28 protein-coding genes are annotated in these 25,911 nt (G+C 56.2%); 10 read left to right on the top strand and 18 right to left on the bottom strand.

Features of this window, described 5'->3' with window-relative positions:
• The first annotated feature begins 105 nt into the window (after nucleotides 1–105).
• Nucleotides 106–1,680, top strand: a complete 1,575-nt coding sequence (locus ACR0K5_RS21010) for a DUF427 domain-containing protein (protein WP_480631498.1) — start codon at nucleotides 106–108, stop codon at nucleotides 1,678–1,680.
• A gap of 91 nt (nucleotides 1,681–1,771) precedes the next feature.
• On the opposite strand, the gene ACR0K5_RS21005 is transcribed toward ACR0K5_RS21010, so the two are convergent.
• The 6 genes from ACR0K5_RS21005 to ACR0K5_RS20980 form a co-directional block, all read right to left on the bottom strand.
• Nucleotides 1,772–2,566, bottom strand: coding sequence for a DUF1217 domain-containing protein (locus ACR0K5_RS21005; protein WP_480631497.1), 795 nt, complete (start codon nucleotides 2,564–2,566; stop codon nucleotides 1,772–1,774).
• On the bottom strand, nucleotides 2,563–2,964 hold the full coding sequence (gene flbT / locus ACR0K5_RS21000; RefSeq protein ID WP_480631496.1) for a flagellar biosynthesis repressor FlbT: 402 nt from the start codon (nucleotides 2,962–2,964) through the stop codon (nucleotides 2,563–2,565). Before flbT ends, ACR0K5_RS21005 begins: the two co-directional genes overlap by 4 nt.
• Nucleotides 2,961–3,338 carry a flagellar biosynthesis regulator FlaF gene (gene flaF, locus ACR0K5_RS20995; protein WP_480631495.1) on the bottom strand — a complete coding sequence of 126 codons (378 nt, stop codon included), beginning with the start codon at nucleotides 3,336–3,338 and terminating at the stop codon, nucleotides 2,961–2,963. The genes flbT and flaF overlap by 4 nt, the downstream gene beginning before the upstream one ends.
• A gap of 77 nt (nucleotides 3,339–3,415) precedes the next feature.
• Nucleotides 3,416–4,627 carry a flagellin N-terminal helical domain-containing protein gene (locus tag ACR0K5_RS20990; protein ID WP_480631494.1) on the bottom strand — a complete coding sequence of 404 codons (1,212 nt, stop codon included), beginning with the start codon at nucleotides 4,625–4,627 and terminating at the stop codon, nucleotides 3,416–3,418.
• 209 nt (nucleotides 4,628–4,836) lie between these two features.
• The gene (locus ACR0K5_RS20985) at nucleotides 4,837–5,196 is read right to left on the bottom strand and encodes a flagellar biosynthesis protein FlgN (protein ID WP_480631493.1); all 360 of its coding nucleotides are present in this window, start codon (nucleotides 5,194–5,196) and stop codon (nucleotides 4,837–4,839) included.
• On the bottom strand, nucleotides 5,180–5,461 hold the full coding sequence (locus tag ACR0K5_RS20980) for a rod-binding protein (protein WP_480631492.1): 282 nt from the start codon (nucleotides 5,459–5,461) through the stop codon (nucleotides 5,180–5,182). Before ACR0K5_RS20980 ends, ACR0K5_RS20985 begins: the two co-directional genes overlap by 17 nt.
• 110 nt (nucleotides 5,462–5,571) lie before the next feature.
• Here ACR0K5_RS20980 and ACR0K5_RS20975 point away from each other — a divergent pair, with 110 nt between their 5' ends.
• From ACR0K5_RS20975 to ACR0K5_RS20965, 3 genes are read left to right on the top strand one after another with little or no spacing between them, the layout of a single operon-like run.
• Nucleotides 5,572–6,801 (top strand): flagellar hook-length control protein FliK, encoded by a 1,230-nt coding sequence (locus ACR0K5_RS20975; protein ID WP_480631491.1) that lies wholly within the window; start codon nucleotides 5,572–5,574, stop codon nucleotides 6,799–6,801.
• 3 nt (nucleotides 6,802–6,804) lie between these two features.
• The gene (locus ACR0K5_RS20970) at nucleotides 6,805–7,467 is read left to right on the top strand and encodes a flagellar hook capping FlgD N-terminal domain-containing protein (RefSeq protein ID WP_480631490.1); all 663 of its coding nucleotides are present in this window, start codon (nucleotides 6,805–6,807) and stop codon (nucleotides 7,465–7,467) included.
• A 49-nt stretch (nucleotides 7,468–7,516) separates the two neighbouring features.
• The gene (locus tag ACR0K5_RS20965; protein ID WP_480631489.1) at nucleotides 7,517–8,386 is read left to right on the top strand and encodes a phosphotransferase family protein; all 870 of its coding nucleotides are present in this window, start codon (nucleotides 7,517–7,519) and stop codon (nucleotides 8,384–8,386) included.
• Between the two features lie 9 nt (nucleotides 8,387–8,395).
• Here ACR0K5_RS20965 and ACR0K5_RS20960 read toward each other — a convergent pair whose 3' ends face one another.
• The 5 genes from ACR0K5_RS20960 to ACR0K5_RS20940 form a co-directional block, all read right to left on the bottom strand.
• Nucleotides 8,396–9,697 (bottom strand): NAD(P)/FAD-dependent oxidoreductase, encoded by a 1,302-nt coding sequence (locus ACR0K5_RS20960; protein WP_480631488.1) that lies wholly within the window; start codon nucleotides 9,695–9,697, stop codon nucleotides 8,396–8,398.
• Nucleotides 9,694–10,512, bottom strand: a complete 819-nt coding sequence (locus ACR0K5_RS20955) for an ABC transporter permease (RefSeq protein WP_480631487.1) — start codon at nucleotides 10,510–10,512, stop codon at nucleotides 9,694–9,696. Before ACR0K5_RS20955 ends, ACR0K5_RS20960 begins: the two co-directional genes overlap by 4 nt.
• Nucleotides 10,509–11,399: an ABC transporter permease subunit gene (locus ACR0K5_RS20950; RefSeq protein ID WP_480631486.1), complete on the bottom strand. Its 891-nt coding sequence runs from the start codon at nucleotides 11,397–11,399 to the stop codon at nucleotides 10,509–10,511. The genes ACR0K5_RS20955 and ACR0K5_RS20950 overlap by 4 nt, the downstream gene beginning before the upstream one ends.
• Nucleotides 11,399–12,526, bottom strand: coding sequence for an ABC transporter ATP-binding protein (locus tag ACR0K5_RS20945; protein WP_480631485.1), 1,128 nt, complete (start codon nucleotides 12,524–12,526; stop codon nucleotides 11,399–11,401). The genes ACR0K5_RS20950 and ACR0K5_RS20945 overlap by 1 nt, the downstream gene beginning before the upstream one ends.
• Nucleotides 12,527–12,593: 67 nt before the next feature.
• On the bottom strand, nucleotides 12,594–13,679 hold the full coding sequence (locus tag ACR0K5_RS20940) for a polyamine ABC transporter substrate-binding protein (RefSeq protein ID WP_480631484.1): 1,086 nt from the start codon (nucleotides 13,677–13,679) through the stop codon (nucleotides 12,594–12,596).
• A gap of 140 nt (nucleotides 13,680–13,819) precedes the next feature.
• Here ACR0K5_RS20940 and ACR0K5_RS20935 point away from each other — a divergent pair, with 140 nt between their 5' ends.
• The gene (locus ACR0K5_RS20935) at nucleotides 13,820–14,503 is read left to right on the top strand and encodes a GntR family transcriptional regulator (RefSeq protein ID WP_480631483.1); all 684 of its coding nucleotides are present in this window, start codon (nucleotides 13,820–13,822) and stop codon (nucleotides 14,501–14,503) included.
• Between the two features lie 76 nt (nucleotides 14,504–14,579).
• Nucleotides 14,580–15,977 carry an aspartate aminotransferase family protein gene (locus ACR0K5_RS20930; protein WP_480631482.1) on the top strand — a complete coding sequence of 466 codons (1,398 nt, stop codon included), beginning with the start codon at nucleotides 14,580–14,582 and terminating at the stop codon, nucleotides 15,975–15,977.
• Nucleotides 15,978–16,027: 50 nt separating this feature from the next.
• Here ACR0K5_RS20930 and ACR0K5_RS20925 read toward each other — a convergent pair whose 3' ends face one another.
• A complete protein-coding gene (locus tag ACR0K5_RS20925; protein WP_480631481.1) occupies nucleotides 16,028–17,344 on the bottom strand; it encodes a lytic murein transglycosylase in 1,317 nt (438 codons plus the stop codon).
• 63 nt (nucleotides 17,345–17,407) lie between these two features.
• Complete coding sequence (locus ACR0K5_RS20920; protein ID WP_480631480.1) at nucleotides 17,408–18,121, bottom strand: helix-turn-helix transcriptional regulator; 714 nt, start codon at nucleotides 18,119–18,121, stop codon at nucleotides 17,408–17,410.
• 83 nt (nucleotides 18,122–18,204) lie between these two features.
• Here ACR0K5_RS20920 and ACR0K5_RS20915 point away from each other — a divergent pair, with 83 nt between their 5' ends.
• Nucleotides 18,205–18,903, top strand: coding sequence for a glutathione S-transferase family protein (locus ACR0K5_RS20915; protein WP_480631479.1), 699 nt, complete (start codon nucleotides 18,205–18,207; stop codon nucleotides 18,901–18,903).
• Nucleotides 18,900–19,286, top strand: coding sequence for a DUF1801 domain-containing protein (locus ACR0K5_RS20910; RefSeq protein ID WP_480631478.1), 387 nt, complete (start codon nucleotides 18,900–18,902; stop codon nucleotides 19,284–19,286). The genes ACR0K5_RS20915 and ACR0K5_RS20910 overlap by 4 nt, the downstream gene beginning before the upstream one ends.
• Here ACR0K5_RS20910 and rnr read toward each other — a convergent pair.
• The 4 genes from rnr to dapE are packed head-to-tail and all read right to left on the bottom strand — an operon-like array spanning nucleotide 19,277 to nucleotide 23,716.
• The gene (rnr, locus tag ACR0K5_RS20905; protein WP_480631477.1) at nucleotides 19,277–21,535 is read right to left on the bottom strand and encodes a ribonuclease R; all 2,259 of its coding nucleotides are present in this window, start codon (nucleotides 21,533–21,535) and stop codon (nucleotides 19,277–19,279) included. The two genes, ACR0K5_RS20910 and rnr, sit on opposite strands and share 10 nt — an antisense overlap.
• Before the next feature lie 47 nt (nucleotides 21,536–21,582).
• The gene (locus ACR0K5_RS20900) at nucleotides 21,583–22,158 is read right to left on the bottom strand and encodes a TIGR04282 family arsenosugar biosynthesis glycosyltransferase (RefSeq protein WP_480631476.1); all 576 of its coding nucleotides are present in this window, start codon (nucleotides 22,156–22,158) and stop codon (nucleotides 21,583–21,585) included.
• On the bottom strand, nucleotides 22,155–22,580 hold the full coding sequence (locus tag ACR0K5_RS20895) for a GNAT family N-acetyltransferase (RefSeq protein WP_480631475.1): 426 nt from the start codon (nucleotides 22,578–22,580) through the stop codon (nucleotides 22,155–22,157). The genes ACR0K5_RS20900 and ACR0K5_RS20895 overlap by 4 nt, the downstream gene beginning before the upstream one ends.
• Entirely contained in the window at nucleotides 22,577–23,716 is a 1,140-nt protein-coding gene (dapE, locus tag ACR0K5_RS20890; protein ID WP_480631474.1) for a succinyl-diaminopimelate desuccinylase, read from the bottom strand. Before dapE ends, ACR0K5_RS20895 begins: the two co-directional genes overlap by 4 nt.
• A 210-nt stretch (nucleotides 23,717–23,926) precedes the next feature.
• Between dapE and ACR0K5_RS20885 the strand changes: the two genes are divergently transcribed.
• Nucleotides 23,927–24,985, top strand: coding sequence for a transporter substrate-binding domain-containing protein (locus ACR0K5_RS20885; protein WP_480631473.1), 1,059 nt, complete (start codon nucleotides 23,927–23,929; stop codon nucleotides 24,983–24,985).
• On the opposite strand, the gene ACR0K5_RS20880 is transcribed toward ACR0K5_RS20885, so the two are convergent.
• Nucleotides 24,982–25,326, bottom strand: a complete 345-nt coding sequence (locus tag ACR0K5_RS20880; protein ID WP_480631472.1) for a hypothetical protein — start codon at nucleotides 25,324–25,326, stop codon at nucleotides 24,982–24,984. The two genes, ACR0K5_RS20885 and ACR0K5_RS20880, sit on opposite strands and share 4 nt — an antisense overlap.
• Before the next feature lie 338 nt (nucleotides 25,327–25,664).
• Here ACR0K5_RS20880 and ACR0K5_RS20875 point away from each other — a divergent pair.
• Nucleotides 25,665–25,911, top strand: a 247-nt coding sequence (locus tag ACR0K5_RS20875) for a hypothetical protein (RefSeq protein ID WP_480631471.1), incomplete at its 3' end; no start/stop codon positions are given.

The following is a 25,911-nucleotide window of genomic DNA, read 5'->3' as shown; positions in this document are numbered from 1 at the left end:
CATAGGTCAGTGATCGTTCGCGCCGGATAAATTCCCGTTTCCGCCTCTTGGAATGTCGAGCGGAAGGCCCCATTCTAGACACACCCTGGGCAAGGGAGGTCGAATATGAACGTCCACGCCGCACCAAAGATCAACGGATATGGAATCTCGGTTGAACCGCTGAATGGTAGAGTTGCCATTTACCGAAACGATAGACTCTTGGCAGAGAGCACCAACGCCAAGGTGATGTATGAAACGCGCCTGCCCCCCACGATCTACGTACCGCGCGCGGATGTGCATGTTGATCTTAGCGAAGAAACAGACCTGCAGACATTCTGCCCATTCAAAGGCACAGCCACTTACCACGATATTAACCTGGGTTCCGAAAACCTGGCCAATTCTGTCTGGGCCTATGAAGAAGCACTGCCTGAAAGCGCAGCCATTCAAGGCTGCATCGGGTTCGTACCTGGTGCCTATACATCAATCGATCTTGGCGAAAACGTCCTTCGCGAACCCGATGACGGCAATATCAGCGGACCGCTGATCGATTGGCTGATGCGTGGGGCCTCGACCGCGACAACGCCTGAGGGCTTTACCAAAGCGTTGGCTGAAAAAATGCTGGAGCATGGTATCACGATCCAACGCCTGAGTATCCTGGCTTGGTCCCTGCACCCCCTGATCGCAGGAAAGCACTATATCTGGGAAAAAGATGAAGACGAAATTCTGACCCGGGCTCCAACATACGAAATCTATGATCACCCGGCTTTCATCAACAGCCCGTTGCGGCATGTTTCGAACGGCCTGGGTGGCGTGCGGCAAAGACTGAACGATGAGAACCCGCATAACAGCTTCCCGATCATGGAGGATTTGCGGGCCAAGGGCGCGACCGATTATGTGGCCATGCCCTTGCCGTTTTCCGATGGGCGAACCAACGTATTAACGCTGACCTGCGATCACCCGGACGGGTTTACCACCGAAAATCTCGGCCTGGTCTTTGAATGCTCCTCTGTCATTGCCCGCTTCTACGAAGTGTTCATGCAGCGCGAAAACGCGCAGGTCTTGCTGGAAACCTATGTCGGAAAACGCACCGGTGCCCGCGTGTTAGGGGGCGAGATCAGGCGGGGTGATGGGGACGAGATCGACGCAGCGATCATGTTCTGCGATCTTCGCAATTCAACGAGCCTTGAAGAGAGGCTGGGCCGAAACGACTACATCAATCTCCTGAACGAGTTCTTTGAAACAGTCTCGGGCATTGTCCATGATAATAACGGAGAAGTTCTGAAATTCATTGGTGACGCTGTTCTGGCCGTTTTCCCGGCAACTGACGAGAATGCCAATGCGGCCCGCACCAATGCCCAGCGCTCGGCGATCAAAATTGTCGAGACTTTGGGAGAGCTGCGCAAAGCGGGCACAGACGAGCATTGCGACTGTTCGATTGGCGTTGCTTATGGGCGGGTCACCTACGGAAACGTGGGCTCTCGCGAGCGCCTCGATTTCACAGTTATAGGTCAGGCCGCGAACATCGCCGCACGTTTGGGGGAATTTGGCAAGACTCATGGGCATCGCATTGTCGTTTCAGAAGATATCGAACCGGCTTGCTCCAACGCTGTGCCGTTGGGTGAAGTCAATCTACACAATGTGTCTCAACCTGTCAGATCATATGCTATACGAACCACAGCAGATGAAATTCTGAACGGCTGAAAACCTCCGTTCGCGGTTCTGAAAAAAATTACCTTGTTTTGTACCGTTGCAACTATGCTCCATTGGCTAATTCAATCCGAGAGCTTCCCATTCAAACGGCGCCAAGCAAGATCAACGCAGTCTTCGCAGGCGAAATCGTGTTTTGAAACTGGGCTATCTGGCTTCTGGCCAAATAAATGTCGGTCAGTTTCTCAATGGACCCCGGATCCGAAAACTGTGCCAAGTCCTCCGAACCGGTCAGTTTGAGCAGCCTGCCTTTGAACTCGACCAGTTGCATGTCGACGTCCAGCTGCGCAAAAGACGATGGCAAACCAAGAGCCGTTTCCATCATGTTGCGCAAAGGCGGCAGTCCCATCAGATCGAACCACTTAGTGTCTGTACTGGAAGAACTGTTGGCCAGATCCGAAAGCTCTCGCTGTGCATAGAGCGAAAATCGCATCGTCTCATCCGAGTTTCCAACGGCAATTTCAAACCGGGCGGTCAAATTGGCCTGGGCGATCTCTTCCATGTTGGTAACCCGGGCTGTTTTGCGGACAGCCCCCGGACCAAATCCAAAGGCGTTCGAAAACTCCCGGTATCGTTTGTCCGCCAATCGATTGGACAATGCATCATCCGCCTGAGTGCCATCCTCAAGGATTTTCCGGATGAAAAACCGGTTGTCTAAATCCTCTTCCAACCCAAACGCTCCCAAAGCGACCTGTAACAACCTGCGATCCGACACCAGCTGATCAGCAGACTGTATATTCCCGATATTTTCCAGAAAGTACTTCGTCTCTCGCTCATTCACCGCAGATGATGAAAAACTTTGGAACTGGCCTTCATAGGTACGTTGCAAAAACCGCCAACCCACGATTCCGCCACTTGGGATGACAGGTTGAAAAGTCATTGCTGATAAGCCATCAGCCGTTCTTCACGCGGCAAAAGCGAGCGAAGCGATTTGAGGCACTTGTAATAATGCGCCGCAACCAGAGCATCGGTGGCTTCAGCCAACACCCGTCGGCTATCTGCGTCCGTAAAAACTTGGCTCAGCTCTTCCACGCGACGTAACAGTTGCTGACGAGCGTGCCCGGGCTCCATGTCACCGGACAATACAAGCTGCGCAGCATAGCAGACGCGGCGCACCGGCGTATTCACTTCGTCGGGATGAATCGCATCCCGCAGCCGCAATACATTTGCCTGCGGCGTCATGATCGAAAAACGGCCGCGACGATCGCCGTTCTCGATAACGACCCCGTTGATCAGAACCCTCTCTTTCGGGGCAAGCTTCAAGACCAGACCACTCATCTAATTGCCCTCATCTGGCGTAGTCCGCGCAGAACAGCTGTGTTGATTTCCACCAACGGTTCAACGGCTGCGCCGTCCCCCAAAACGCGGCTGCTGTGTTGTTCGGTGAATTCAGCAAGGTAGAAGATTCTGGCTCTCAGATCGTTGGGCAGCGCATTCTCGGAATCGGCTACACCAGTTGCCAGCACCCCCCATAGCCGCCGGTTTTCGTGCACGGCCTGAACAAACGCCGAAAAATCCGTTGCCTTTCGCGCTGTCGCCGCTTTGAGGCGCCGTGTGATCCTTGAAATCGCTTCGTATTCAGTATCGCGAGGCGTTCTTGTCGGCGCTGCGGTTTGCGCGTAGGTGCGATGGGCTAGGGTTTGCGGTGTCACTTGAAATCCTTCCAAAGAGCCGTCTTCAGGCAGTAATTGCCGGGGCGCGACGACCGCGCCCCAACCGGTTTCGCGATTTAGCGGAACAGCGACAGTATCGATTGCGGTGCCTGATTGGCGATCGAAAGCGACTGTGTTGCCAGCTGTTGCTGAACCTGAAGTGCTTGCAGCCGCGCCGAAGTCTCTTCCATGTCCGCATCGACAAGCGAGCCGATACCTGACTTGAACGAGTCGGACAGGTTCGAGATGAACTCTTTCTGAGTTTCAATCCGGCTTTGGGAGGAACCGAAAGCAGCTGATGCGTCGATCGACGTATCGATCAGCGACTCAACTGCGGCCAAGGCAGCGGTCGCGCCCGCGCCTGTCGAGACATCAATGCCGGCCAGAGCGCCCAGACCACCGGCACCGGCATTCACAAACTGAGCCGAGAACGAAATGTCGGAGCCCGTACCGTTGGTGACAGACAAGGTTCCGGCGGTGCCAGAGTCATAGTCGACGGTCAGACCGGCAATCCCAAGCTCTTCAATCTTCGACTTTAGCCCCACGGCGACCAGATCACCGGTTGTTGTCGCGGCAGCGTCTTCGGCAGATACGGTGTAGGAAACAACCTGATCGTTAATGGCTACGACGACCTTGTCACCGGCAGCAAAGGCACCGCTGGATTCATCGGTAACCAATGCAGTCGCAGCAGTCGCTCCGTTGTCTATGGTTGCACCAACGCGATCGTTGCCTGTCGATGCGCCGGTCGATCCATCAAAAACCTGCTTTGTAACATATCCACCGGTCGACAGGTTCTGCCCGGCAACGGTGATGGACGATGCGGTCACGGCACCAGTGTTGTCGCGATCCAGCGACGCCAGCACCGAGGCGGAACCGGCAGAGCCGTCAACCAGGTTCAGACCATTGAACTGCGCCGCACTGACAACGGACGCGATCTGATCTTTCAACGCAGTCACATCATCGTTGATTTTGCCACGATCAACGTTGTCTTCCTGCGCCGCGACGATCTTGCCTTTCATCTGGGTCAGCAGATCGGTTACGGTTTCAGCGGCATTCCGAGCAACGGCGACGGTCGATTCACCAAGCGCCAGGCTGTCCTTGATAGCGTTGAAGCCTTTGACGTCCGACTCCATCACTTTGGAAATCGCCCATACTGCCGAGTTGTCCTTCGCCGTTGCGACATCCTTGCCAGTCGAGATTGCGTTCTGGGTCATCGCCAGATTTTTGTTGACCGACTTGAGAGTTTGCAGCGCAACCATCGCGCCATTGTTTGTCAGAATGCTGGACATAGCTTTCATCCTTTTCCGTTCGGGCCATTTTGCCCATGTTCACTCCACAGAATCTGCGGGCATTGGTGTCTTTCTGACCTGTGCGACGCGCCGCGTGGCCGTTCGCGCCACCTGCTGTTTACAGGTGCAACACCACTTTTGAACCCGATCCCCTAACGGAGTGCTAATAGGCTGAATCCAGAAATTTCGGATTTGAATCAAACTTCTGCCTATGCCCGTTTTTCCAACTTTGCCGTTCTACGCACCGCAAATTCACTCCGCTGCCCGTCCGCGCCATAGGTGCTGAACTCCTGCCGAACACGCCGCAGTTCAGCCATGCGGCCGGCTACCGCGCGGATGCCTTCAGCCGCACTGTTCAGAAGCGCCTGATTGCGTTCGGCTTTCTGTTGAACGCGAATCAGCGCCTCGCTATCCAGCACCTGAAGATCGTTGATTGCTCCGATCAGCTTCTCTTTCTCAGGCACCATGTTCGACAAAAGGTCCAGATCCCCGTGCACAAGTGCCGCGCGTTCCAAATCCAGAACTTCTTCCAGAGACTTGATCAGCGTTGTGTCAACCTTCGACGGCATCGGTTTTCTCCATCAGTGACATGAATAGAATTTCGGAAAGGCCCACGCCGCCAGACCGGGCCAATTGCTGCGCCTGATGTTGGACAAGCAATGACGAAAACTGATCTTCACCTGCATCACCGCCAAAGGACTGACGCGTTTTACCCAACCCGGCAGACTTCAGCATTTCGCCCAGAAACGCCGCTTCCAACTCAATGGCAGCGTTCTTCAGTCGAGTCTGGGATGATGGTGATTGAGACACCTGAGGAATGGTCGAAACCTTCATTGCGTTCTCCGAAATTTGCATCGAACTTTCTCGATCAAAGTTGAAAGCAGTTAAAATAAACGTAACTTCCTGCAGGCATGTTCTGTCCTATCACACGGAGCCGGAGCAAAATGCCCAACCCCCTTTCGCTGGCGACCGCAACGCCAACCACACCCGAGAAAGCCGCCACATCTCGTCACCTTCCAGACCAAAAAACTGGTTCAGAGAGCTTTCAGGATGTCCTGGGGCAAGAGGTCGAGTCCACCGACGTTCCTGACGACGAAAATTCCGCCATTGTAGCCGAGAATACAGATATAGAAGCGGAGGCTGCGCCTGTGTCAGTGACAACTCCTGAGGCAACAGTAACAGCCCATCCCGTCCCCGAAACCGAACAAACAGTCGAACTGCAAACCTCCTCTACAATTGACGAAAACACTGGCATGGACCTGGTAACGCTGGTGCCGGTTCAGTTTGCAGCAGCAAATCACTCGCCCATCACAACATCGGAACAGTCACAGACGGCGGTATCACACGGATTGCCCCCGCGAGACGTCCCGCCCCTCCCGATTCAGTCGAATTCACAAGGGGAGCAGACGCAGAATGCAACTCCTCAACCTGCACAAATGAAAGGGATGACCGAAAATGGCCGTGTATTTGATCAGCTGACAAAGCCAAAAAGCAAGGTTGCCGGAACCGAGGCAACTCCGGTTTTCCTAAACACTGAAAAGACACTGCCAGCAAAAACGGTCACCTTAACACCTAAACCGCCAACGCCGGATCATGCACCCTCGGTGACACAACTGCAGCTGATGGCAACCGCGGTTGAATCCGAACCGGCAGCGCCAGTTATTGAGGTCGAAGCCCTGCATGCCGCCGGGGAAGACCCATTGCCGCTGACGACACGCGAACCGGTGTCACAGCTGGCGGCCCCACCAACAGCCATCCGCGCTGAAATCGCGCGTGCGATCGCTGGTCAGCTGGCAGCAACGATCCAGACAAGGGCTGGATCGGGGGCGATCGAAATCGCGCTGAACCCCGAAGAACTTGGACGTGTGTCCATTGTGCTGAACGGTCGGGAGGATGGCCTGCACATGACGATCGCAATTGAGCGCCCGGAAACCCTCGAGCTTATGCGTCGCCATTTAGCCGTTCTGACAGAAGAGCTTCAAAAACTGGGTTATGGTGATCTGAGCTTTGATCTGGGAACCTCCTGGGACTCTGGCGCATACGAAAAGGCTACAGACGACGCGGACACCCATGCCCCCTTACATTCAGAGCGTTCGCCGAGCAAACAGGTCGCACAAACCACCCCCATTCCACGGATTCTTGCCTCGGGCCGGGGCATCGACATGAGGTTTTGACCAATGATCACTCCCGTCAACACCACGCCGTCAGTTTTGCCTCAGAAAACGGCTGAAGCATCGCAGAGTTCCGCACTTACTTCGGATTTTGAAACGTTCTTGCTGATGCTGACGGCACAAGCTCAGAATCAGGATCCGTTGGAGCCAATGGATTCTACCGAATATGCGTCTCAATTGGCTCAGTTCTCGATGGTCGAACAACAAGTCCAGACCAATGACCTGTTGTCCGCCTTGGCCAATACACTGGGTGGTATGAACCTGAATGAGCTTGCAAGCTGGGTTGGCATGGACGTTCGCTCGACCTCGGCTTTTCACTTTGACGGCCAACCCGTGACATTGTTCGCTCAGGCCGATCCTGATGCAAATGCATCCAAATTGGTGATCCGCGATAGTGACGGTGCAGTCATCGATAGAGTCACCGTGCCAAAGACGACCAGAGAGTTTGTGTGGGAAGGTGTCGACTCCTCGGGCAACCCACTGGCATCAGGCAACTACACGGCAACCCTGGAAAGTTACAATAACGATGAGCTGCTCTCCGAGAAACCTGTGGCAGCCTACAATCGCGTCGTCGAAGCACAGATTGGGGGCGATGCTGTTTTGTTGACCTTGCAAGGTGGTCAGATGATTCCGGCAACTCAGGTCACCGCGGTCCGAACTGGTGCTTGATCTGTCGGGCAGGACGAGCCAAAGCTTGGCAAATCGACTCGCTAAAAAAGTGATAAAACCTCTGCACGATCTGCCTGCCCCCCCTCGTGATCTGATTGACCATCTCCACACTCAAGGACTGGTCAACACGAATCCGCAGTTTGAAACCCTGTACGGCGGACGAACCAACAGGGTGTGGAAGGTTTTGGGCGGCGATGGTGACAAGGTGCTGAAACTTTACAGCCCAGCATTGCGCAATCCCTTATTTCGAAATGACGCGGAGTTGGAAGCCCAATGCCTGAAGGCACTTGGCTCCACGGGTTTCGTGCCGAGACTGCGCGCCGCAGGGCAATACAACGAAGCTCATTGGGTGTTTTATGACCACGCACCCGGAGCACCCTGGCAGGAGGGATCAGAGCAGGTTGGTGCTTTGCTGCGTAAGCTTCATTCGCTGTCAATCGCGGTCCAAGCACCTGCCGGATGTAACGGCAGCGCGGACCTGAGGGCTCATGGGTCCAGAATTCTTCAAGGCTGCACGTCAAATACCCGTGGCAAACTGGAAGAACTTCAGCCTTCAACTTCAGTCGCGCCAACGGAACAGACTTGTCTGATCCACGGCGACCCCGTGGCGGGTAATATCCTGGTTGCTTCCGGCGGTCTGACTTTGATCGACTGGCAATGCCCAACCTTTGGCGATCCCTGCGAAGACCTTGCGCTCTTTCTTTCTCCGGCAATGCAAGCGCTTTACCGTGGCTCACCGCTGACAGAGGCAGAGGAAGATCAGTTTCTTTCCGCCTATGGCAGACTCGAAATAGTCGCACGCTATCAACAACTCAAACCGTGGTATGCGTGGCGCATGGCAACTTATTGCCTTTGGCGCACTGAAAACGGTGCACCCGATTATGCGAAAGGGTTGAAACTGGAAACCGCCATTCTGTGACGAGGCCTCTCATCGCAGGTCGGCAAGCGCCATCATGGCGTAGGCTGGCGGCATAAGCACACGACGCCAGCGGCCCAAAGGAAACCGATCTGGCGATTGCGTCATCGGGTTTGGCAACCGGGCGTCCTGACCCAGAACCAACCGCGCCAATGCTCGACCGCAGTACGTGCCCATGGCGACGCCATTGCCATGATACGCAAACCCGGCATACATTCCCGGCTGCCCTGGAACTGGGCCGGTGAAAGGCGTCAGGGCCCGCGACAGACACACTAATCCGGACCAGAAATGAGTGGCCTCAACTGTCGACCATGCAGGAAACATATTGTTGAAATCCTGCTGAACCTTTCGCCGAATGGCCGTTTCGGACCGTGCAGATGATCGCAACCCGCCCCTCATACCAAACAGAAAGCGCCCATCCGGCATCAGGCGAAAATAATGCAGAAGATTGCGTGTGTCATAACACATCTGATCCGAGGTCCAGCCCTGTGCCAATTGCTCGGAGTGATTTATGGGGCGCGTTACCATAACCGTTGATTGCGCAGGCATGTATCGCCCTGACATCCAGGCCGGAATATCCTCGCTGGAATAGCCGTTGGTGCACACCAACACCGACTGCGCCGTGACCGGCCCGGCCAGCGTTTGCAACACAAAGCCCGACGCTGTTTTTTCAATGTTCAGAACCGGGCTTTTCTGGAACAGATGTGCACCCATTGCCTCTGCGGCTTTGGCGATCCCGAACAGATATTTGCGGGGATTCAACCCGAAACCAATCGGCAAGGTGTAGGCACCATGAAACGCGCCGCCCATGCCCAGGGCAGGCAGGTCTCTGGCTTCGTGCAAGGTTCCCGTCTTGTCAGCATTCCGGCGCAACACGTCCATGGCCCGTCTGGAATGCGCCAGTTGGGTTTCCCCGTTGGAGTGGGTATCTGCATCGATCTGATGTTGTGTCAGCAGATCAGCAACCAACTGCACCGCGTCCTCTTCTGCGGCTGCATAGGCCTGAGCTTCGGCCTGCCCGTATTGACGTTCCATTGACGCAGGGCCCAGTTTTGAACCACCAAGGCAGCAAAATCCGCCATTGCGACCCGAAGCACCCCATCCAGGAGGGCCTGCTTCGAACACTGCAACCGTAGCGGTTTCAGCCAGATGCAGGGCTGCGGAAATCCCAGTAAAGCCGCCACCGACGATGGCGACGTCAACCTTCACCGCCCCCTGAAACTCTGGCCAGTCCGGGCTGGAAATTGTTTCGTCCCACCAGCAGCCATCGCGCGGTGCGTCGCTATAGGCGTATTCCGGAAAAATCCGCCTCATTCGGCGCGTGCAGCGGCCATTTCATCCTGCCGCTGACGCACCATCGCACGTTTGGTCACAAGCGAGGCGGTGATCACCCCGACCGTCACCACGGCGATCATGATCGTGGACAACGCATTGATTTCCGGGCTGACACCGAGGCGCACCGCTGAGAAAATCTTGATCGGCAAGGTCGTTGCCGATGGCCCAGAGGTGAAGGACGCAATCACCAGATCATCCAGCGACAAGGTGAAGGCCAGCAGCCATCCCGAGATGACCGCAGGTGCAATGATCGGTAGAGTGACAAGTCGGAAGGCTTGCGCAGGTGAGCAGCCAAGATCCAATGCCGCCTCTTCCAGTGATCGATCAAACGTGATGAGGCGCGAGGATACGACAACCGAGACAAAGCACATCGAAAAGGTCGTATGGGCCAGAACGATGGTCAGAATGCCCCGATCCAGACCGATGCCGATGAAGAGAAGCAACAACGACAGGCCGGTGATCACCTCGGGCATCACCAGCGGTGCATAGATCATGCCGGAAAACAGCGTGCGGCCAAAGAACCGTCCACTGCGGACCAGTACATATGCGGCGGCGGTACCCAATATGGTCGCCAAAGTCGAAGAAAAGACCGCAACCCGGATCGTGACCCAGGCGGCATCCAGAAACGCCTCGTTCTGCAGCAGCTCTCCGTACCACTTGGTTGAAAACCCGGCCCAGACCGTGACCAGTTTGCTTTCGTTGAAACTGAAGATGATCAGGATAATCATCGGGATATACAGGAACGCAAAGCCCAGCGTCAGCGAAACCGTGTTGAACCAGCTTAATCTGTTCATCCCTCGGCCTCCGACTGTTTCTGCTGGTTGCGCTGGAACAGCACGATGGGAATAACCAGGATCAGCAGCAAGACGATGGCGACAGCACTTGCCACTGGCCAGTCGCGGTTCGAGAAGAATTCTTCCCATAGAACCTTGCCAATCATCAGCGTGCCGGAACCACCCAGAAGCGATGGGATCACGAACTCTCCGATCACGGGGATCATCACAAGAAAACAACCCGCGATGATACCGGGTTTGGATAGTGGGATGGTCACCAGCCAGAAGGCTTGCAAACGGGAACACCCCAGATCCTCAGCCGCCTCGATCAGCGATCCGTCCATGCGCTCCAACGCCGAATAGATCGGCAGGATCATGAAGGGCAGATAGGTGTAAACGATGCCGATATAGACGGCGGTCGAGGTATTCAGGATCGTCAGCGGGGTCGAGATGATACCGGTCCAAAGCAAAATCTGGTTGAGGTAGCCTTCGTTCGACAGAATGCCCATCCACGCATAGACCCGGATCAGGAATGAAGTCCAGAATGGCAAGATCACCAGCATCATTAGCGTAGGGCGCCATTCCTGAGGCGCCCGCGCCATGCCGTAAGCCATTGGGTATCCTACCAGCAGCGTCAGAAAGGTCGAAATCAAGGCGATCTTCACGCTGGACAGGTAGGCTTTCCAATACAGGTCGTCTTCGGTCAGCCAGACGTAGTTCTCAAGATCGAGCTGGCTGAAGAACTCATTGATCCCCGACCAACCGGCAGACAGGTCCAAAGTTGGAGTATAAGGCGGGATTGCAAGCGCGGTGTCCGAAAGTGAAATCTTCAGAACAATGAAGAACGGCACCAGAAACAGTGCCAGCAGCCAGACATAAGGTATGGCGATCAGAACGGCGCGGCGCATCAGTTTGCCAGCAGAACCGCAGCCGTCGCTGTCCAGGACAGCCAGACCGGGTCTTCCCAAGTGAACGAACGGCGCGAAATGCGGCGGGTGTTGGCCGTCTGTGCCTTGATGATTGTGCCGTTTTCCAATTCAACATGATAGGTGGATAGGTTACCCAGATAGGCAATGTCATGAACCTTGCCTTGAACGGCGTTAACCGCATCGGCAGGTCGCTCGGCAGAGATAGTCACTTTCTCGGGGCGGATCGCCAGATGGCAGGACTGACCGTTTGAGAATCCGGAGGGCGATGAAGCGGTTAAAGGCGCCTGTCCTTCAGCCCAATCAATTTGATAGGTATCTTTTCCCGCTGTCGCCGCACGACCTTCGATGATGTTCACATCTCCAATGAAATCAGCGACATAAACAGATGCAGGGATTTCATAGATCCGATCCGGCGTCGCCACCTGCATCAATTGCCCCTGATCCATCACCGCCACACGACTGGCAACGGTCATCGCCTCTTCCTGATCATGGGTGACGATGACGAAGGTGGTGCCGGTTTTCTCCTGAATATCCATCAATTCAAACTGCGTGTCCTGACGCAGTTTTTTGTCCAACGCACCCAGCGGTTCATCCAGCAACAGAAGTTTGGGTGCCTTGGCCAGTGACCGTGCCAGTGCCACGCGCTGCCTTTGACCGCCCGAGATCTGGTGCGGTTTACGGCGGGCAAATTGTTCCAGCCGGGTCAGGCGCAGCATCTCTTCGACCCGATCCTCCAGATCGTGCTTGGGCATGTTGTCTCGGCGCAGACCAAAAGCGATGTTTTCCCAGACACTGAGATGCGGGAACAGAGCATAGGACTGGAACATCATGTTCACGGCCCGCTTGTTCGGCGGGATCGGATCGATATCCTGTCCACCCAGCAGGATATGCCCTTCGGTCGGCGTTTCGAACCCGGCCAGCATCCGCATCATCGTTGTCTTGCCGCACCCTGACGGGCCAAGCAGAGCAAAGAACTCACGTTCGAAAATATCCAGCGACAGGTTGTCAATCGCGGTAAATTCGCCAAAGCGCTTGGTCACGTTCTGGAACTGGATCAAAGGTTTCGCCTGTGGGTCATCCCACGGCGCAAAGACGTCAGAATTCAAAGCAGCCCCCGCAAGTCTTTTAGGACAGGAAAGACGCGGGACGATGGCATCGCCCCGCGCGGAAGGATCAAGTGCCTGATTTGACCTTGGTCCACATGCGCGTCACAAGACGCTGCGTTTTTTGCGGATAAGGACCTTTGATATAAGTATTATCCATCGCCTCCTCAGATGGATAAATCGCCGGGTCCTTGATCACCTCTTCATCCAGGAACTCTTGCGAGGCTTTGTTCCCGTTGGCGTAATACACATAGTTTGACGCTGCGGCCATGTTCTGCGCATCCAGCATGAAGTTGATGAACTTGTGCGCGCCTTCGGGGTTCGGCGCGTCTGCGGGAACGGCCATCTGGTCGAACCACATCTGGGATCCTTCCTTGAACGCGTTATAGGCGATTTCAACACCGTTGTCGGCCTCTGCCGCACGATCACGTGCCTGCAGAACGTCGCCCGAGAACCCAACGGCCACACAGATGTCCCCGTTGGCCAACGCGTTGATGTACTCCGAGCTGTGGAATTTGGTCACGTACGGCCGCACGGCCATAAAGACCTCTTCGGCCTTGGCGATATCATCTTTTTCATGGGTATTCGGATCGACCCCGGCATAGATCATGGCTGCCGGAACCATCTCATCAGGTGCATCCAGGAAATACACACCGCATTCCGCCAGCTTCTCCATGTTCTCCGGGTTGAAGATCAGTTCCATCGAGTCGATTGGCGCATCCTCGCCAAGAACTTCCTGAACTTTACCGACGTTCACACCCAGTCCGGTTGTTCCCCACATGTAGTTGACCGAGTACTTGTTGCCAGGATCAAACTGCGACACACGGTTCGCAATGACATCCCAGGCGTTTCCAATATTTGACAACTGTGAGGAATCCAGTTCCTGGAATGCACCGGCCTGAATCTGGCGGCTCATGAAGCTGCCTGTAGGAACAACTACGTCATACCCCGAACCACCGGCCAGCATTTTGGTTTCCAGAACCTCATTACTGTCGAACACGTCGTAGATCAGGGTCACACCAGTTTCCGCCTCGAACTTGTTAAGAAGTTCTTCGTCGATGTAGTCGGACCAGTTGTATACACGCACCTCTTCGGCAAATGCCGCCGAAGTCCCCAATGCGATGACCGCTGTCATGGTCAGCGTTTTGATTGTCATATTCTTCTCCCTGCAAGTGTACGGCTATTTTCCCGTTTTTTTGGATTTGATCAAGTTTTGCGTTTTCCCCCGATCCAGCGTATGGTTTCACGAGGCCTGTCACCTGACAAGTCAGGGTTAGTCGAAATAGGAAGAACCAATTGGATTTGATCAAAAATAAGGCGTCTGCATCAACAACCGACGGTGGGAAACAACCCGCGCATGAGCAGGTTTACCAAACGCTCAGGTCACAGATCCTGTTCGGGGAATTGGTTCCTGGCCAGCCGGTCACGATCCAGGGTCTGACTGATTCGCTGGGTGTTGGCATGACCCCAGTACGCGAAGCCATCCGCCGGTTAATCTCGGACGGGGCATTGGTGTTTCAAGGCAATCGGCGCGTAAGCGTACCGCTGTTGTCCCCGGGTGATATCCAGGAAATGATATTTGCAAGAACCGCAATAGAATCAGAACTTTCAAGGCGCGCAACTTCAAATTTGCAAACCGAGGACATTGATAATCTGGAGCGCATCGACATGCATCTGGATCGCATGATTGCAGATGGTGACGTGGGTGGATATCTGCGCCTGAATCAGGCATTCCACGAAACGTTGTACTCTTACGCAAACGCACCGATTCTCAGCGATCTCGCCGAAAGGCTTTGGTTGCGGTTCGGCCCGTCGCTGCGGGTTGTGTGTGGCCGGTTCGGCACGCAAAGCCTGCCGGATCGGCATAAAGATATCATTTCCGCTTTGCGCGAGGGGGATGCCGAAAGGGCCGCGAAGGCAACGATTCAGGACATCGAACAAGGCATGGAATTGATGGCAGACGCCCTGAACTCTGCCTAACTCAACCCGATTCGATTGACAGTGATGAATTTGATCATATTGTGATCGCCAACTGCTTTTTGTAGGAGATTCTCCGATGTCCACCATCACCAACCATATGCCGACCGCCGAACTGCAGGCTCTGGACGCCGCGCATCACATTCACCCTTTTTCGGCCAATGGTTCATTGGGCCAGGAAGGGGCACGCGTGATTACACGTGCCAATGGCGTTTACCTGACTGACAGTGAAGGCGAAGAAATTCTGGATGCGATGGCGGGCCTTTGGTGCGTCAATATCGGTTACGGCCGCGATGAGTTGGCTGACGTCGCCGCGCGTCAGATGCGTGAGCTGCCCTATTACAACACCTTCTTCAAAACGACCCACGTCCCGGCCATCGCTTTGGCCGCCAAGATTGCCGAACTTGCTCCGGGCGATCTGAATCATGTCTTTTTCGCTGCTGGCGGGTCCGAGGCCAACGACACCAATATCCGCCTTGTGCGCACCTATTGGGCCGAGAAGGGTCATCCAGACAAGAACATCATCATCAGCCGTAAGAACGCGTATCACGGTTCGTCAGTCGGGTCGGCTTCGCTGGGCGGTATGGCAGGTATGCACGCGCAGGGCGGCATTCCAATCCCGAACATCCATCACATCAACCAGCCGAACTGGTGGGCCGAAGGCGGCGACATGTCACCCGAGGAATTCGGGCTGGCACGTGCGCGCGAGCTGGAAGAGGCGATCCTGGAACTGGGTGAAGATCGTATAGCGGCCTTTATCGCCGAGCCGGTTCAAGGCGCAGGCGGCGTGATCGTCGCACCCGATACTTACTGGCCGGAAATTCAGCGTATCTGCGACAAATACGATATCCTGCTGATTGCAGACGAGGTTATCTGCGGATTTGGCCGCACTGGCAACTGGTTCGGATCCGAAACCGTTGGTATCAAACCGCAGATAATGACCATCGCCAAGGGCCTCAGCTCGGGCTATGCGCCGATCGGCGGATCAATTGTAAATGACGAGATTGCCGAGGTGATCGGTGGCACCGAATTTAACCACGGCTACACCTATTCCGGCCACCCGGTCGCCGCTGCTGTGGCGCTGGAGAACCTGCGCATCCTCGAAGAAGAGAAGATCGTCGAGCATGTGCGTGACGTCGCCGCCCCCTATCTGAAAGAGAAATGGGAAGCACTGGCTGATCACCCGCTGGTGGGCGAGGCGAAGATCGTCGGCATGATGGCGTCCATCGCTCTGACACCCGACAAAGCCAGCCGCGCCAAGTTCGCGTCCGAGCCCGGCACGGTCGGCTATATCTGCCGCGACCGGTGCTTTGCCAACAACCTGATCATGCGTCATGTGGGCGACCGTATGATCATCTCGCCTCCGCTGATCCTGACTCCTGCGGATATCGACGAGATGTTCGTGCGGATTCACAAATCGCTGGACGAAGCACAGGCGGAGATCATCGCTCAGGGGCTGATGAAAGCCGCGTCCTGAGATCAGCAAATTACTCTATTGAGAGGCGGCCCGTTTGGGCCGCCTTTTTTCTACCGCAGTCGTTCCAAAAGCTGCGCAGTCGGATACCCGTCCGGCACTAAACCCTGCGCCAGTTGATAAGCGCGAACCGCGTTGATCGTGTTCGGCCCGGTGCGACCGTCAACACCTTTCGTATCGAACCCAGCATCTGTCAGGCGGGTTTGCAGTTCCTTTTTCTCGGTGAAACTCAGCACTCGATCACTTCGCGGCCATTCGGATTGAAACGGAGTACCGCCCGCAAGCCGGTCGGACAGGTGTCCGATGCCGATCACATAGGCGTCAGCCCCATTATAGGCTTCGATCACGCCAAAATTGTCGAAGATCATCAATGCCACGCCCTGATCACCTGCCGGAAGCAGGATCGCCGCCTCGCCATGATCAGGCACGGCTTTGCCATTTTGGGCCGTCACGCCACGTGCGGCCCATTCGGACGGCAACAGCGTAAAATCGCGACGGGCTGCAGAATAATCGAAACCGGCGGGCAAGCGCACTTCCACACCCCAGGGTTGCCCCTTTGTCCAGCCGTGCCGTGTCAGATAAGACGCAGCTGAAGCAAGTGCATCGGTCGGATCATCCGACCAAATGTCCCGCCTACCGTCCCCGTCGAAGTCAACCGCGTGATCCAAATACGATGTCGGCATAAATTGCGTATGCCCCATTGCGCCTGCCCAACTGCCAAGCATGTTTCTGGGGCTTACGTCACCTGCCTGCACAATCTGCAGTGCGGCGATCAACTGCGTTTCAAAGAACTGTGCCCGCCGCGCATCAAAGGCCAGTGTCGCCAAGGAACTCAGCGTCCGGTTACTGCCACGGTAAGAACCGAAAGATGTTTCCAACCCCCAGATTGCCATGACCACTTCCTTTTCAACGCCATATTCAGCCTCAATTTGCTGCAACACCTGCCGATGTCGTTGCATGGCGGCACGCCCGTTCGACAGGCGCGTTTCTGAGACCGCGGAATCCAGATACTCCCAGATCGGTTTCGAGAATTCAGCCTGGTTGCGGTCTCGTTTCAGGACATCGTCGTCCAAGGTCATGTCCGCGAACACCTTGTTCAGCGTTCTTTGCGATATGCCCTGCCGCCTCGCGCGCTCCTGAAACGCACCGAGCCAGGCCTGAAACCGCGCCGTCGCTGCCGCAGACACCCGTAAGGCTTCAACCGCCGGGCGCGGGACCGGACGGATCGATACCGTCACATCCGCCGAGGCCAGATGTATCGTTTCTCCCGATGCTTCGCTGTCTGACCATTTCGTGTTTTCTGTTATGTCCGCCTGCACCATGGATGCCCACAATGCGACGGTCATGACGCCGCCTACGCATTTTTGCATTCCGATTTTTCCTGATCACTGCTCACCCTCAGGGTAGCGCAAAACCGGAAAATCACAAAGCGCTCAGACGTCCACCTCGCGGTCGTCTACGTCTCGCTCTGCACGAATCTGCGCCAAAACCTCACGCAGCATGGGTACTCGGTTCGGCCTAAAGCTTTGATCTGTCACAGACATGTCCTGCATACGATCCAGACGAAAGACGCGGAAGTCCTGCCTCAGATGGCACCAGCTCAAAAGAACATTTGATCGGTCCATGTAGACAATACTCAGCGGATTGACGCGCCGGTGCGTAGCATCGCCCTTCGCATCTATGTATGAGAACTCTATCGCACGCTCATCCCACGTCGCCTGTCGCAAAATGGCCACGTCAATTGTCGGCGCAGATGGGCGATTAAACCGTGTAGCGGCCAGAACCGCATGGCTAAGCCGATGGGATTGGCGTTGTGGCAATCGCCCCTGCAGCTTCCGTAGGGCGGCACTGGCTGCGTCTGATAAGGCCGGATCGCCAATCACCTGAACTTCACGCAGGCCGAGAACCAGCGCCTCAAGCTCATCATCGGTGAACCCTAAAGGGGGAAGTGTTGCATCCTCGATCAGAGTAAAACCGAACCCCGCTTCGCCATCGATAACAGCCCCAAGGCCGCGCAACGAGTCAATATCCCTATGAATGGTCCGGGCAGAAACACCCAAGTCTTGCGCCAATTGCTCAGACGTTCTGGGCGACGGACCAGAACGCAAGGCTTGCATCAGTTGAAACAATCGGGCGGTACGAGACATGGTGTATCGTAGCTTAAGCCTAATGACATAAACTGTCATTAGGGCGGGTTACTCATCTGGCACCCCAAATACGGAGCCAAGCGATGCTGACCCTTCTCACCTACCCCTCGGCCTTCGGGTTGTTCAGCGCCAGCCCGTTCTGCGTCAAGACAGCCCTGATGCTACAGCACTCCGGCCAGACTTGGCAGCGTTCGGATATGCTTGACCCTCGTAAAATGCCCCATCAAAAACTGCCAGTCCTTCGTACACCTGAGCGATTGATACCGGACAGCGATCTGATCCGTGATTGGTTGGAACAACAGGGCGCGATTTTTGATAAAGGACTGACAGACGTGGAAAAAGCGCAATCCCGCGCCCTAGTACGGATGGCGGAAGAGCATCTGTATTTCCACATTGTTCTGGATCGCTGGGGCAATGACGAGGTCTGGCCGATCCTTCGTGATACCTTCTTCACAGGAATTCCGACCCTAATCCGAAAACCTGCGTCAAACGCGATCCGAAAATCTGTTCTGAAAGGGATCACGTCGCAAGGGATTGGGCGTTTCTCACTTTCCGAGCGACTGGATCGGGTTGAACGCGATCTCGAGGCGATCTCGGCCTATCTGTGGCAATCCCGGTTCCTGTTGGGGGATCGACCGACATCAGCGGATATGAGCGTCGGCCCGATGCTCGCCGCCATGCGCGCAACGCCTGCAGATACCCCGCTGACCCGCAGGATCAAACAGGATAACCTGTTGAACAGTTACGTGGACCGGATGGAACAGGCGATACCAATCGCATGAGACCCTTTGATGAGCCTTCGGTCGCCTCAGTTTTTGAGGCTCTGCCCCCGCAAACACGCGCGGGGGCCTTGGCGCTTCGCGAACTGATCTTTGACACGGCGGCATCTCTGCCCGCCGCTCAGCTATTGCGAGAGGAGCTGCGCTGGGGACAGCCCGCCTACCTTGCCCCCCAAGGATCAACAATCCGGCTGGGGGCCCATAAGTCTGCGAATTTTGCACTGTTTGTGCACTGCCAAAGCCGGTTGATAAGTGATTTCACCTCAGCCTTCCCGGGCGAGGATCGGATCGACGGGAACCGTGCCATCCTGTTCGATGACCCGGGCCAGATCGACGAAACCCGCCATGGCTGGCTGATTGCCCGGGCGCTGACCTATCACCTCTGACGGCGCTTGCGTTCGACCTTGCGCTTGATCTTGTCCTTCTTGCGCTTGGTGCTGACCGCCTTGCGTCGGGTTGACCGCTTGGCAGGTCCACGCCCTCGCGGCAGGGCCTGATCGTCGATAGACAACAGTTCCAGTTCCAACCCACCGGTCACTGGCGTCGCTTCGGTCAAGCGAACGGTGACGCGTTGGCCGATGGCAATGATCAGCCCGGTGTCCGAACCCATAAGCGTTCCGGCCTCTCGGTCGAAATGGAAGAACTCGCGCCCCAAGGACCGCACGGGTACCAGGCCATCCGCGCCAGTTTCATCCATTTTCACAAAGGCCCCGAACCGGGCAATGCCACTTATCCGCCCGGTAAACTCGTTGCCCACTCGTTCACTCAGATAGGCAGCCAGATAGCGGTCGGTGGTATCGCGCTCGGCCATCATCGAACGCCGCTCGGTATCCGAGATATGCGTGGCCGTCTCGTCCAGCCGCATAATTTCATCTTCGGTCAGGCCGTCCTTGCCCCAGCCATGGGCCGAGATCAGCGCCCGGTGCACGATCAGGTCGGCATAGCGCCGGATGGGTGAGGTGAAATGCGCGTAGTTGCGCAGCGCCAATCCGAAATGGCCGAAGTTCTCGGGGTTATAATAAGCCTGCGCCATCGACCGCAGAGTGGTCAGGTTGATCAGTTCCGCATCTTCAGTCCCGGCAGCGGCATTCAGCAACGCGTTCAGGTGGCGCGTTTGCAGCACCTGCCCTTTGGCCAGATTGAGCCCAGCCGCCTGCGCCGTTTCCCGCAGGCTTTCCAGCTTCTCAGGTGCGGGTTCCTCGTGCACACGGAACAACAGCGGGCTACGCTTGGCAATCAGGGTCTCGGCTGCAGCGACATTGGCGAGGATCATGAACTCTTCAATCAGCTTATGCGCGTCCAGACGGTCGCGGAAGGCGACGCTCTCGACCTCACCCTTGTCGCTAAGAACGATCTTGCGTTCGGGCAAGTCCAGTTCCAGCGGCTGTCGTACCGCACGCGCCTTTTTCAAGGCAGCATAAGCGGCGTAGAGCGGTTTTAACACTGTCTCAAGCAACGGCCCTGTTCGATCATTCGGGGTGCCGTCGACGGCCTCCTGCACCTCCGCATAGTTCAGCGATGCAGCCGAACGCATCAGGCCCCGCACGAAGCGATGGCCAATCTTGTTTCCGTCCGCATCGATCTGCATCCGCACAGCGATGCAGGCGCGTGGCACACCTTCATGCAACGAACAAAGGTCACCCGACAGTCGATCCGGCAACATCGGCACTACGCGATCTGGGAAATAGCTGGAATTGCCCCGCTTGCGCGCCTCACGGTCCAGTGCTGTACCGGGCTGCACATAGGCGGCGACATCGGCAATGGCGACCCAGATGACGTGCCCACCGGAGTTCTTGGGGTCATCATCTGCATGGGCATAGCAGGCATCGTCATGATCGCGCGCATCCGAGGGATCTATGGTCAACAAAGGCATATCCCGCAGATCCTCACGGCCTTTCAGGCCAACTGGTTTGGCCTTGTCGGCCTCAGCAATCACCTTGTCGGGGAAATCATCCGGGATACCGTGCTGATGGATCGCGATCAGTGACACCGCCTTGGGCGCTGTAGGATCACCCAATCGCTCGACAATGCGCGCGCGTGGCAGTCCCATGCGGTTCTTCGGCCCGGCTTGTTCAGCCTCGACCAGTTCTCCATCCTTGGCCCCCAGAACGGCTCCGTCCGCGACCAGCCATTCGGTTTGACCCGCCTTGTCGATTGGAACAATCCGCCCGCCTTCAGCTCCTTTTCGGAAGATACCCACAATTTTTCGGGGGTTCGTCCCGATACGACGGATCAGGCGTGCTTCGTAATTGTGGTCTTCTTCGTGCACCACGGTCAGGCGGGCCAGAATTCGGTCACCTTCTCCCAACGCCGGGTCACTGGCGCGAGCAATGATCAGGACGGTGGGCTCAACCCCCTCGCCATGCCACTCCAGCGGCCGCGCAAACAGGTCTCCATCCGCGTTCGGAGCCTTCACCTGCAACACACTGACCGGCGGCAGGCGGTCCGGATCGCGATAGCTGCGTTTGCGCTTTTCCAGATGCCCCTCGGCCTCAAGCTCCTTGAGGATACGTTTGAGATCAATCCGATCCGCGCCTTTGATGCCAAAGGCCTTAGCGATATCGCGTTTCGAGGTCAGGGTGGGGTTCGCCGAGATCCAGTCGAGGACCTCCTGCTTGGTAGGGATGCGAGTCATACGTCCGGCGTAGCACGCGTTTGCGACCGCGTCATGACCAAAAAACCTCAGGTTCTAAGATCGGCGACCGTATCCACATCACGCAACTGATCAAGCAATGAAACCCGGCAGCCGGGGATCGAGGCAAGCGTGTCAGCCAATGCGTGTTCCGTCGACCAGCGTACGTTCCGGAACAAACTTGCCGGCAAAGCTGCATGTCGTTGCGCTCCGACCAGCCAATAGCCGCCGTCTGGGGCTGGTCCAAATACCATTTGAGAACGCCCCAATGCGTCGAAAGCACGGGCAATATGGGCGCGGGAAATCCCCGGAATATCCGCGCCGATCAGGCAAACCGGCCCTTTGGGCATCCCGCGCAGCATCCGCCCCATGCGATCCCCCAGGTCGCCACGCCCCTGCGCCGCGCGCGGCAGGTCAGCAGGCCAGACACGGCTGGTCAGACCCTGCTGATCGGGCGAGACGGCCAACACGATCTGCCAGCGGGGATCACGCAATCTTCGGATCAATGATCGGGTCTGGTGCCTGAACCACCATGCTGCGCCGACCATTCCAATGTCCCGCCCCAGGCGCGTTTTCACACGACCCGGATGAGGTTCCTTCACCATGATCACCAATGTACGGGTCACGGCAATTCCTGTACCATGTCGCGATGCTCAATCCCGGCGTCCAGATAAACCGGACCCAAAGCGGTAAAGCCGAGTTTTTCATAAAAACTGATAGCGTGTGTCTGTGCTCCGAGTATTACCTGGTGGATCGCTGGGTCGGCTCGGACAATATCGACAGCCTTGCGTATCAGGTCAGCGCCCAACCCCTGTCCCCGGACTCGGCTCAGAACGCAAACGCGACCGATCTTGGCCGCACCCTCGCCACAGACAATACGTGCTGTTCCCACAGGCCCTTGAACGTCCCGCGCCAGAAGATGGATCGCGGAACTGTCCAGCGCGTCCTGTTCTTCCGAGACAGGGACCCCCTGCTCGAGAACGAAGACCTGATGCCGCAAAGCGAAACAAGTTGGTAAGTCCTGGGTAACTTCAATGTCAAAACTCATTCAAAATAGTCCGTCAGGATACGGGAGTAGATCGCTTTGAGCTGCTCAATCTGCGCCACCTCAACACACTCGTCGACCTGATGCATCGTGCGCCCGACCAACCCGAACTCAACAACCGGACAGTGGTTCTTGATAAAACGCGCATCCGACGTACCGCCGGTTGTCGAAAGCTCGGGCGCTACGCCTGTTTCAGCCTCTACCGCTTTGGCCACCAGATCCGACAATGGTCCGGGTGGGGTCAAAAAACTTTCGCCCGAAATCCTGATTTCAGCAGCAATTTCAACACCGTACTGAGCAGCCACCTGATCAGCTTCCAACTTCAGCCAGTCACTTAATCCGACCCCAGAGTGCAGGTCATTGAAGCGAATATTCACCGTTCCGCCGCACTGGGCCGGGATCACGTTGGTTGCGGTATTTCCAGTGTCGATAGTGACCACTGCCAACGTGGAGGCATCGAAGTGATCTGTACCCTGATCCAGTTCGTGACTCGCCAACCGATCCATCAGCCGGGCCATGGCCGGCAAAGGGTTCTTGGCCCGATGCGGATAGGCCGAATGCCCCTGAACGCCTGTGATCGTAAACCAGGCAGTCATCGAGCCCCGACGGCCGATCTTCATCATCTCACCCATCTTGTTCGGGCATGTCGGTTCACCCACCAGGCAGACGGACATATGCTCATTCGCACCGGCCATGTAGTCGAGCAGGGCGGTGGTGCCATCCAGCGCATCGCCTTCCTCATCACCGGTGATCGTCAGGATAATGGCTCCGTCCGGCGGCGTGTCGCGCACGAAATCCACGGCAGCAGCCGCAAAAGCCGCAACCCCCGATTTCATATCGGTGGTGCCGCGCCCATACATTACGCCATCCCGCACCTCGGCCCCGAAAGGCGGCATCGTCCAGGCAGTTTCATCGCCGACCGGAACAACATCGGTATGGCCGTTGAAACCGAAACTGCGCGCATGACCTTTCCGGCCCCACCGCGCGAAAAGATTGCTGATGCCCCCCCGGTCAACGCGCGTGCATTCGAACCCTGCATCCGACAGCACCGACTCGAGCAAAACCAGCGCGCCGCCTTCCTCAGGTGTGACCGATGGGCAACGGATCAGATTGGCTGTCAATTGAACAGGGTCGGTCATGCATTGGCCTCTGGAACTGTATCTTTCGCGGGTTCGCGCACAGATTCAACGAATTGGCCGGTTTTCCAACCCCAATCCGTAAAAAAATCGCCCACCTTTAGGCGAAGATGTCAAAGAGAGACCCCAATAATTCATGGTAGTTTACCCAGCGACCATCTTGCCGCCCGCAGCACAATCGCGTTACAGGGCCGCGAAACAGGTGAATTGAATATGAAGCGTGCATTATTCGCACTGATCTGCCTGACTTTCGCCGTCCTGGCACAGCAGAGCATGGCACAGTCTCTCACAGTCACTACGGTGACCCGCTCCCCGTTTTCCTATGTCGAGGACGGGGCAGAAACCGGCTTTTCGATGGATCTGCTCGCCGCGCTGGCCGAGTCGCTGAACTGGGACTACACGGTCAATCGGGTCGGGTCATTCTCGGACATGCTGGATGCAGTACAGGATGGGTCTGCAGATCTTGCGGTCGCCAATATCTCGATCACTGCTCTGCGGGAAACGCAAATGGACTTCACCCAGCCTATCTTTGAGGCGGGTCTGCAGATCATGGTACCGTCGGAAGCCGCCCGCCAGCCGTCGCTGCTGCAAGCGCTGCTCTCCAAAGAGCTGTTTATAGCCATTGGCCTGGCTTTTGCCATCCTGCTGGGCGGCGGTATGTTGATGTGGAGCTTTGAACGTCGCGCCCAACCCTATTTCGACCGCAAGCTGAACGAGGCCTGGTTTCCCTCGTTCTGGTGGGCGCTGAACCTTGTCGTGAATGGCGGGTTCGAAGAGAGGATGCCACGCACACCCTTTGGCCGGCTTCTTGGTGTTGTTCTGGTCGTCTCTTCGCTTTTCATCGTATCTGTTTTCACGGCCCGTATCACGTCGGTCATGACGGTGGACGCGATCACAGGCAGTGTGAATTCGGTGAACGACCTTTATGGCAAAAATGTCGGAACCATCTCAAATTCAACGGCGGCAAGCTTTCTGAACCGGCGTGAAATCGAATTCACCGGCTATTCCGGGTTGGATCAAATGCTGGACGCTTTCCAATCCAAACAACTTGACGCGGTGGTATTCGATGCACCGATATTGTCCTACTATGCAACTCATGAAGGGCGGCGGATTGCATCGATGACAGGTGGCGTTTTCCTGCGCGAGAACTACGGTATCGCCTTCCCGACAGGGTCACCTCTGGTCGAGGATGTTAACCAGGCACTGCTGGCGCTGCGCGAAGACGGAACTTATGACGAAATCTACCGTAAGTGGTTCGGCATACGGAACTAGGCCTGCGCCTCGTCTCCGAAAAACGGTGTCATCTGCGCGACGATGACTGCGTTTTCATCCAGCGCTCGCTGCATCAGGGCACGTTCGTCCGGTTCGATATCGTGCCCCTGTGCCTCGCGTTCGGCCAGAGTCCCGTATCCAGTAACATCCAGGGGTGCGGTGTCGGCCTGTTTTAGAATAGCCACTGTTTCGCGCACCGCCTCGGCTTCATCCACACCGCTGGCATAACACATCAGTGCTGCGCCGGTCGCACCTTCCGGCAAGCCGTCGCCATCCTTGCGGCCGACCTGGACCAGAAGGGTATAGACTTGCTGACGCGAGGGCTTCTTTTTCTTTTCCATATGCCTTGCATTACGCGCGGTGTTTTGAAGGGTCAACCGCTTCCGTCGATCCAACCTTTGAGTCCGGGTTCTGCCGCGAACTACGGCCCTGTACCGAGGTACAGAATTCCTGCAACAAAGCGACTCAGTGAACCCCTGCTCCCGATTTCGCCAAAAAATTGAGAAACGTTTCACTTTAGTTCCCTGAGTTGAATCGGGCACATTTTTGCCACATTTTATCCTCAATTTTGGCCATTTTTTGCTGGCTTCGACGCGTTTCCAGCCTTTCATAACGGCGCTACGAAGGCGTCTTTACGCTCGTGCCACTGCGTAAGTCATTTTGAAACAGGAGAATTAAGATGAGTGTTCTGTCCAAGTTAATGATGACAACTGCAAGTGTGATTACGCTTTCCGGAGTACCTGCTGTTGCTGTTCTGTCTTTTGTGACGGTGGATGCAGCATACGCCCAGGAAGGCGGTGGTGAAAACGAAGGCGGTGGCGAAAACGAAGGCGGTGGCGAAAACGAAGGCGGCGGCGAAAACGAAGGCGGCGGCGAAAACGAAGGCGGCGGCGAAAACGAAGGCGGCGGTGAAAACGAAGGCGGCG

Source organism: Ruegeria sp. AB9 (assembly GCF_056542585.1).
Note: the sequence above shows the minus strand (reverse complement) of the source record. Positions and strands in the feature narration are given on the sequence as shown.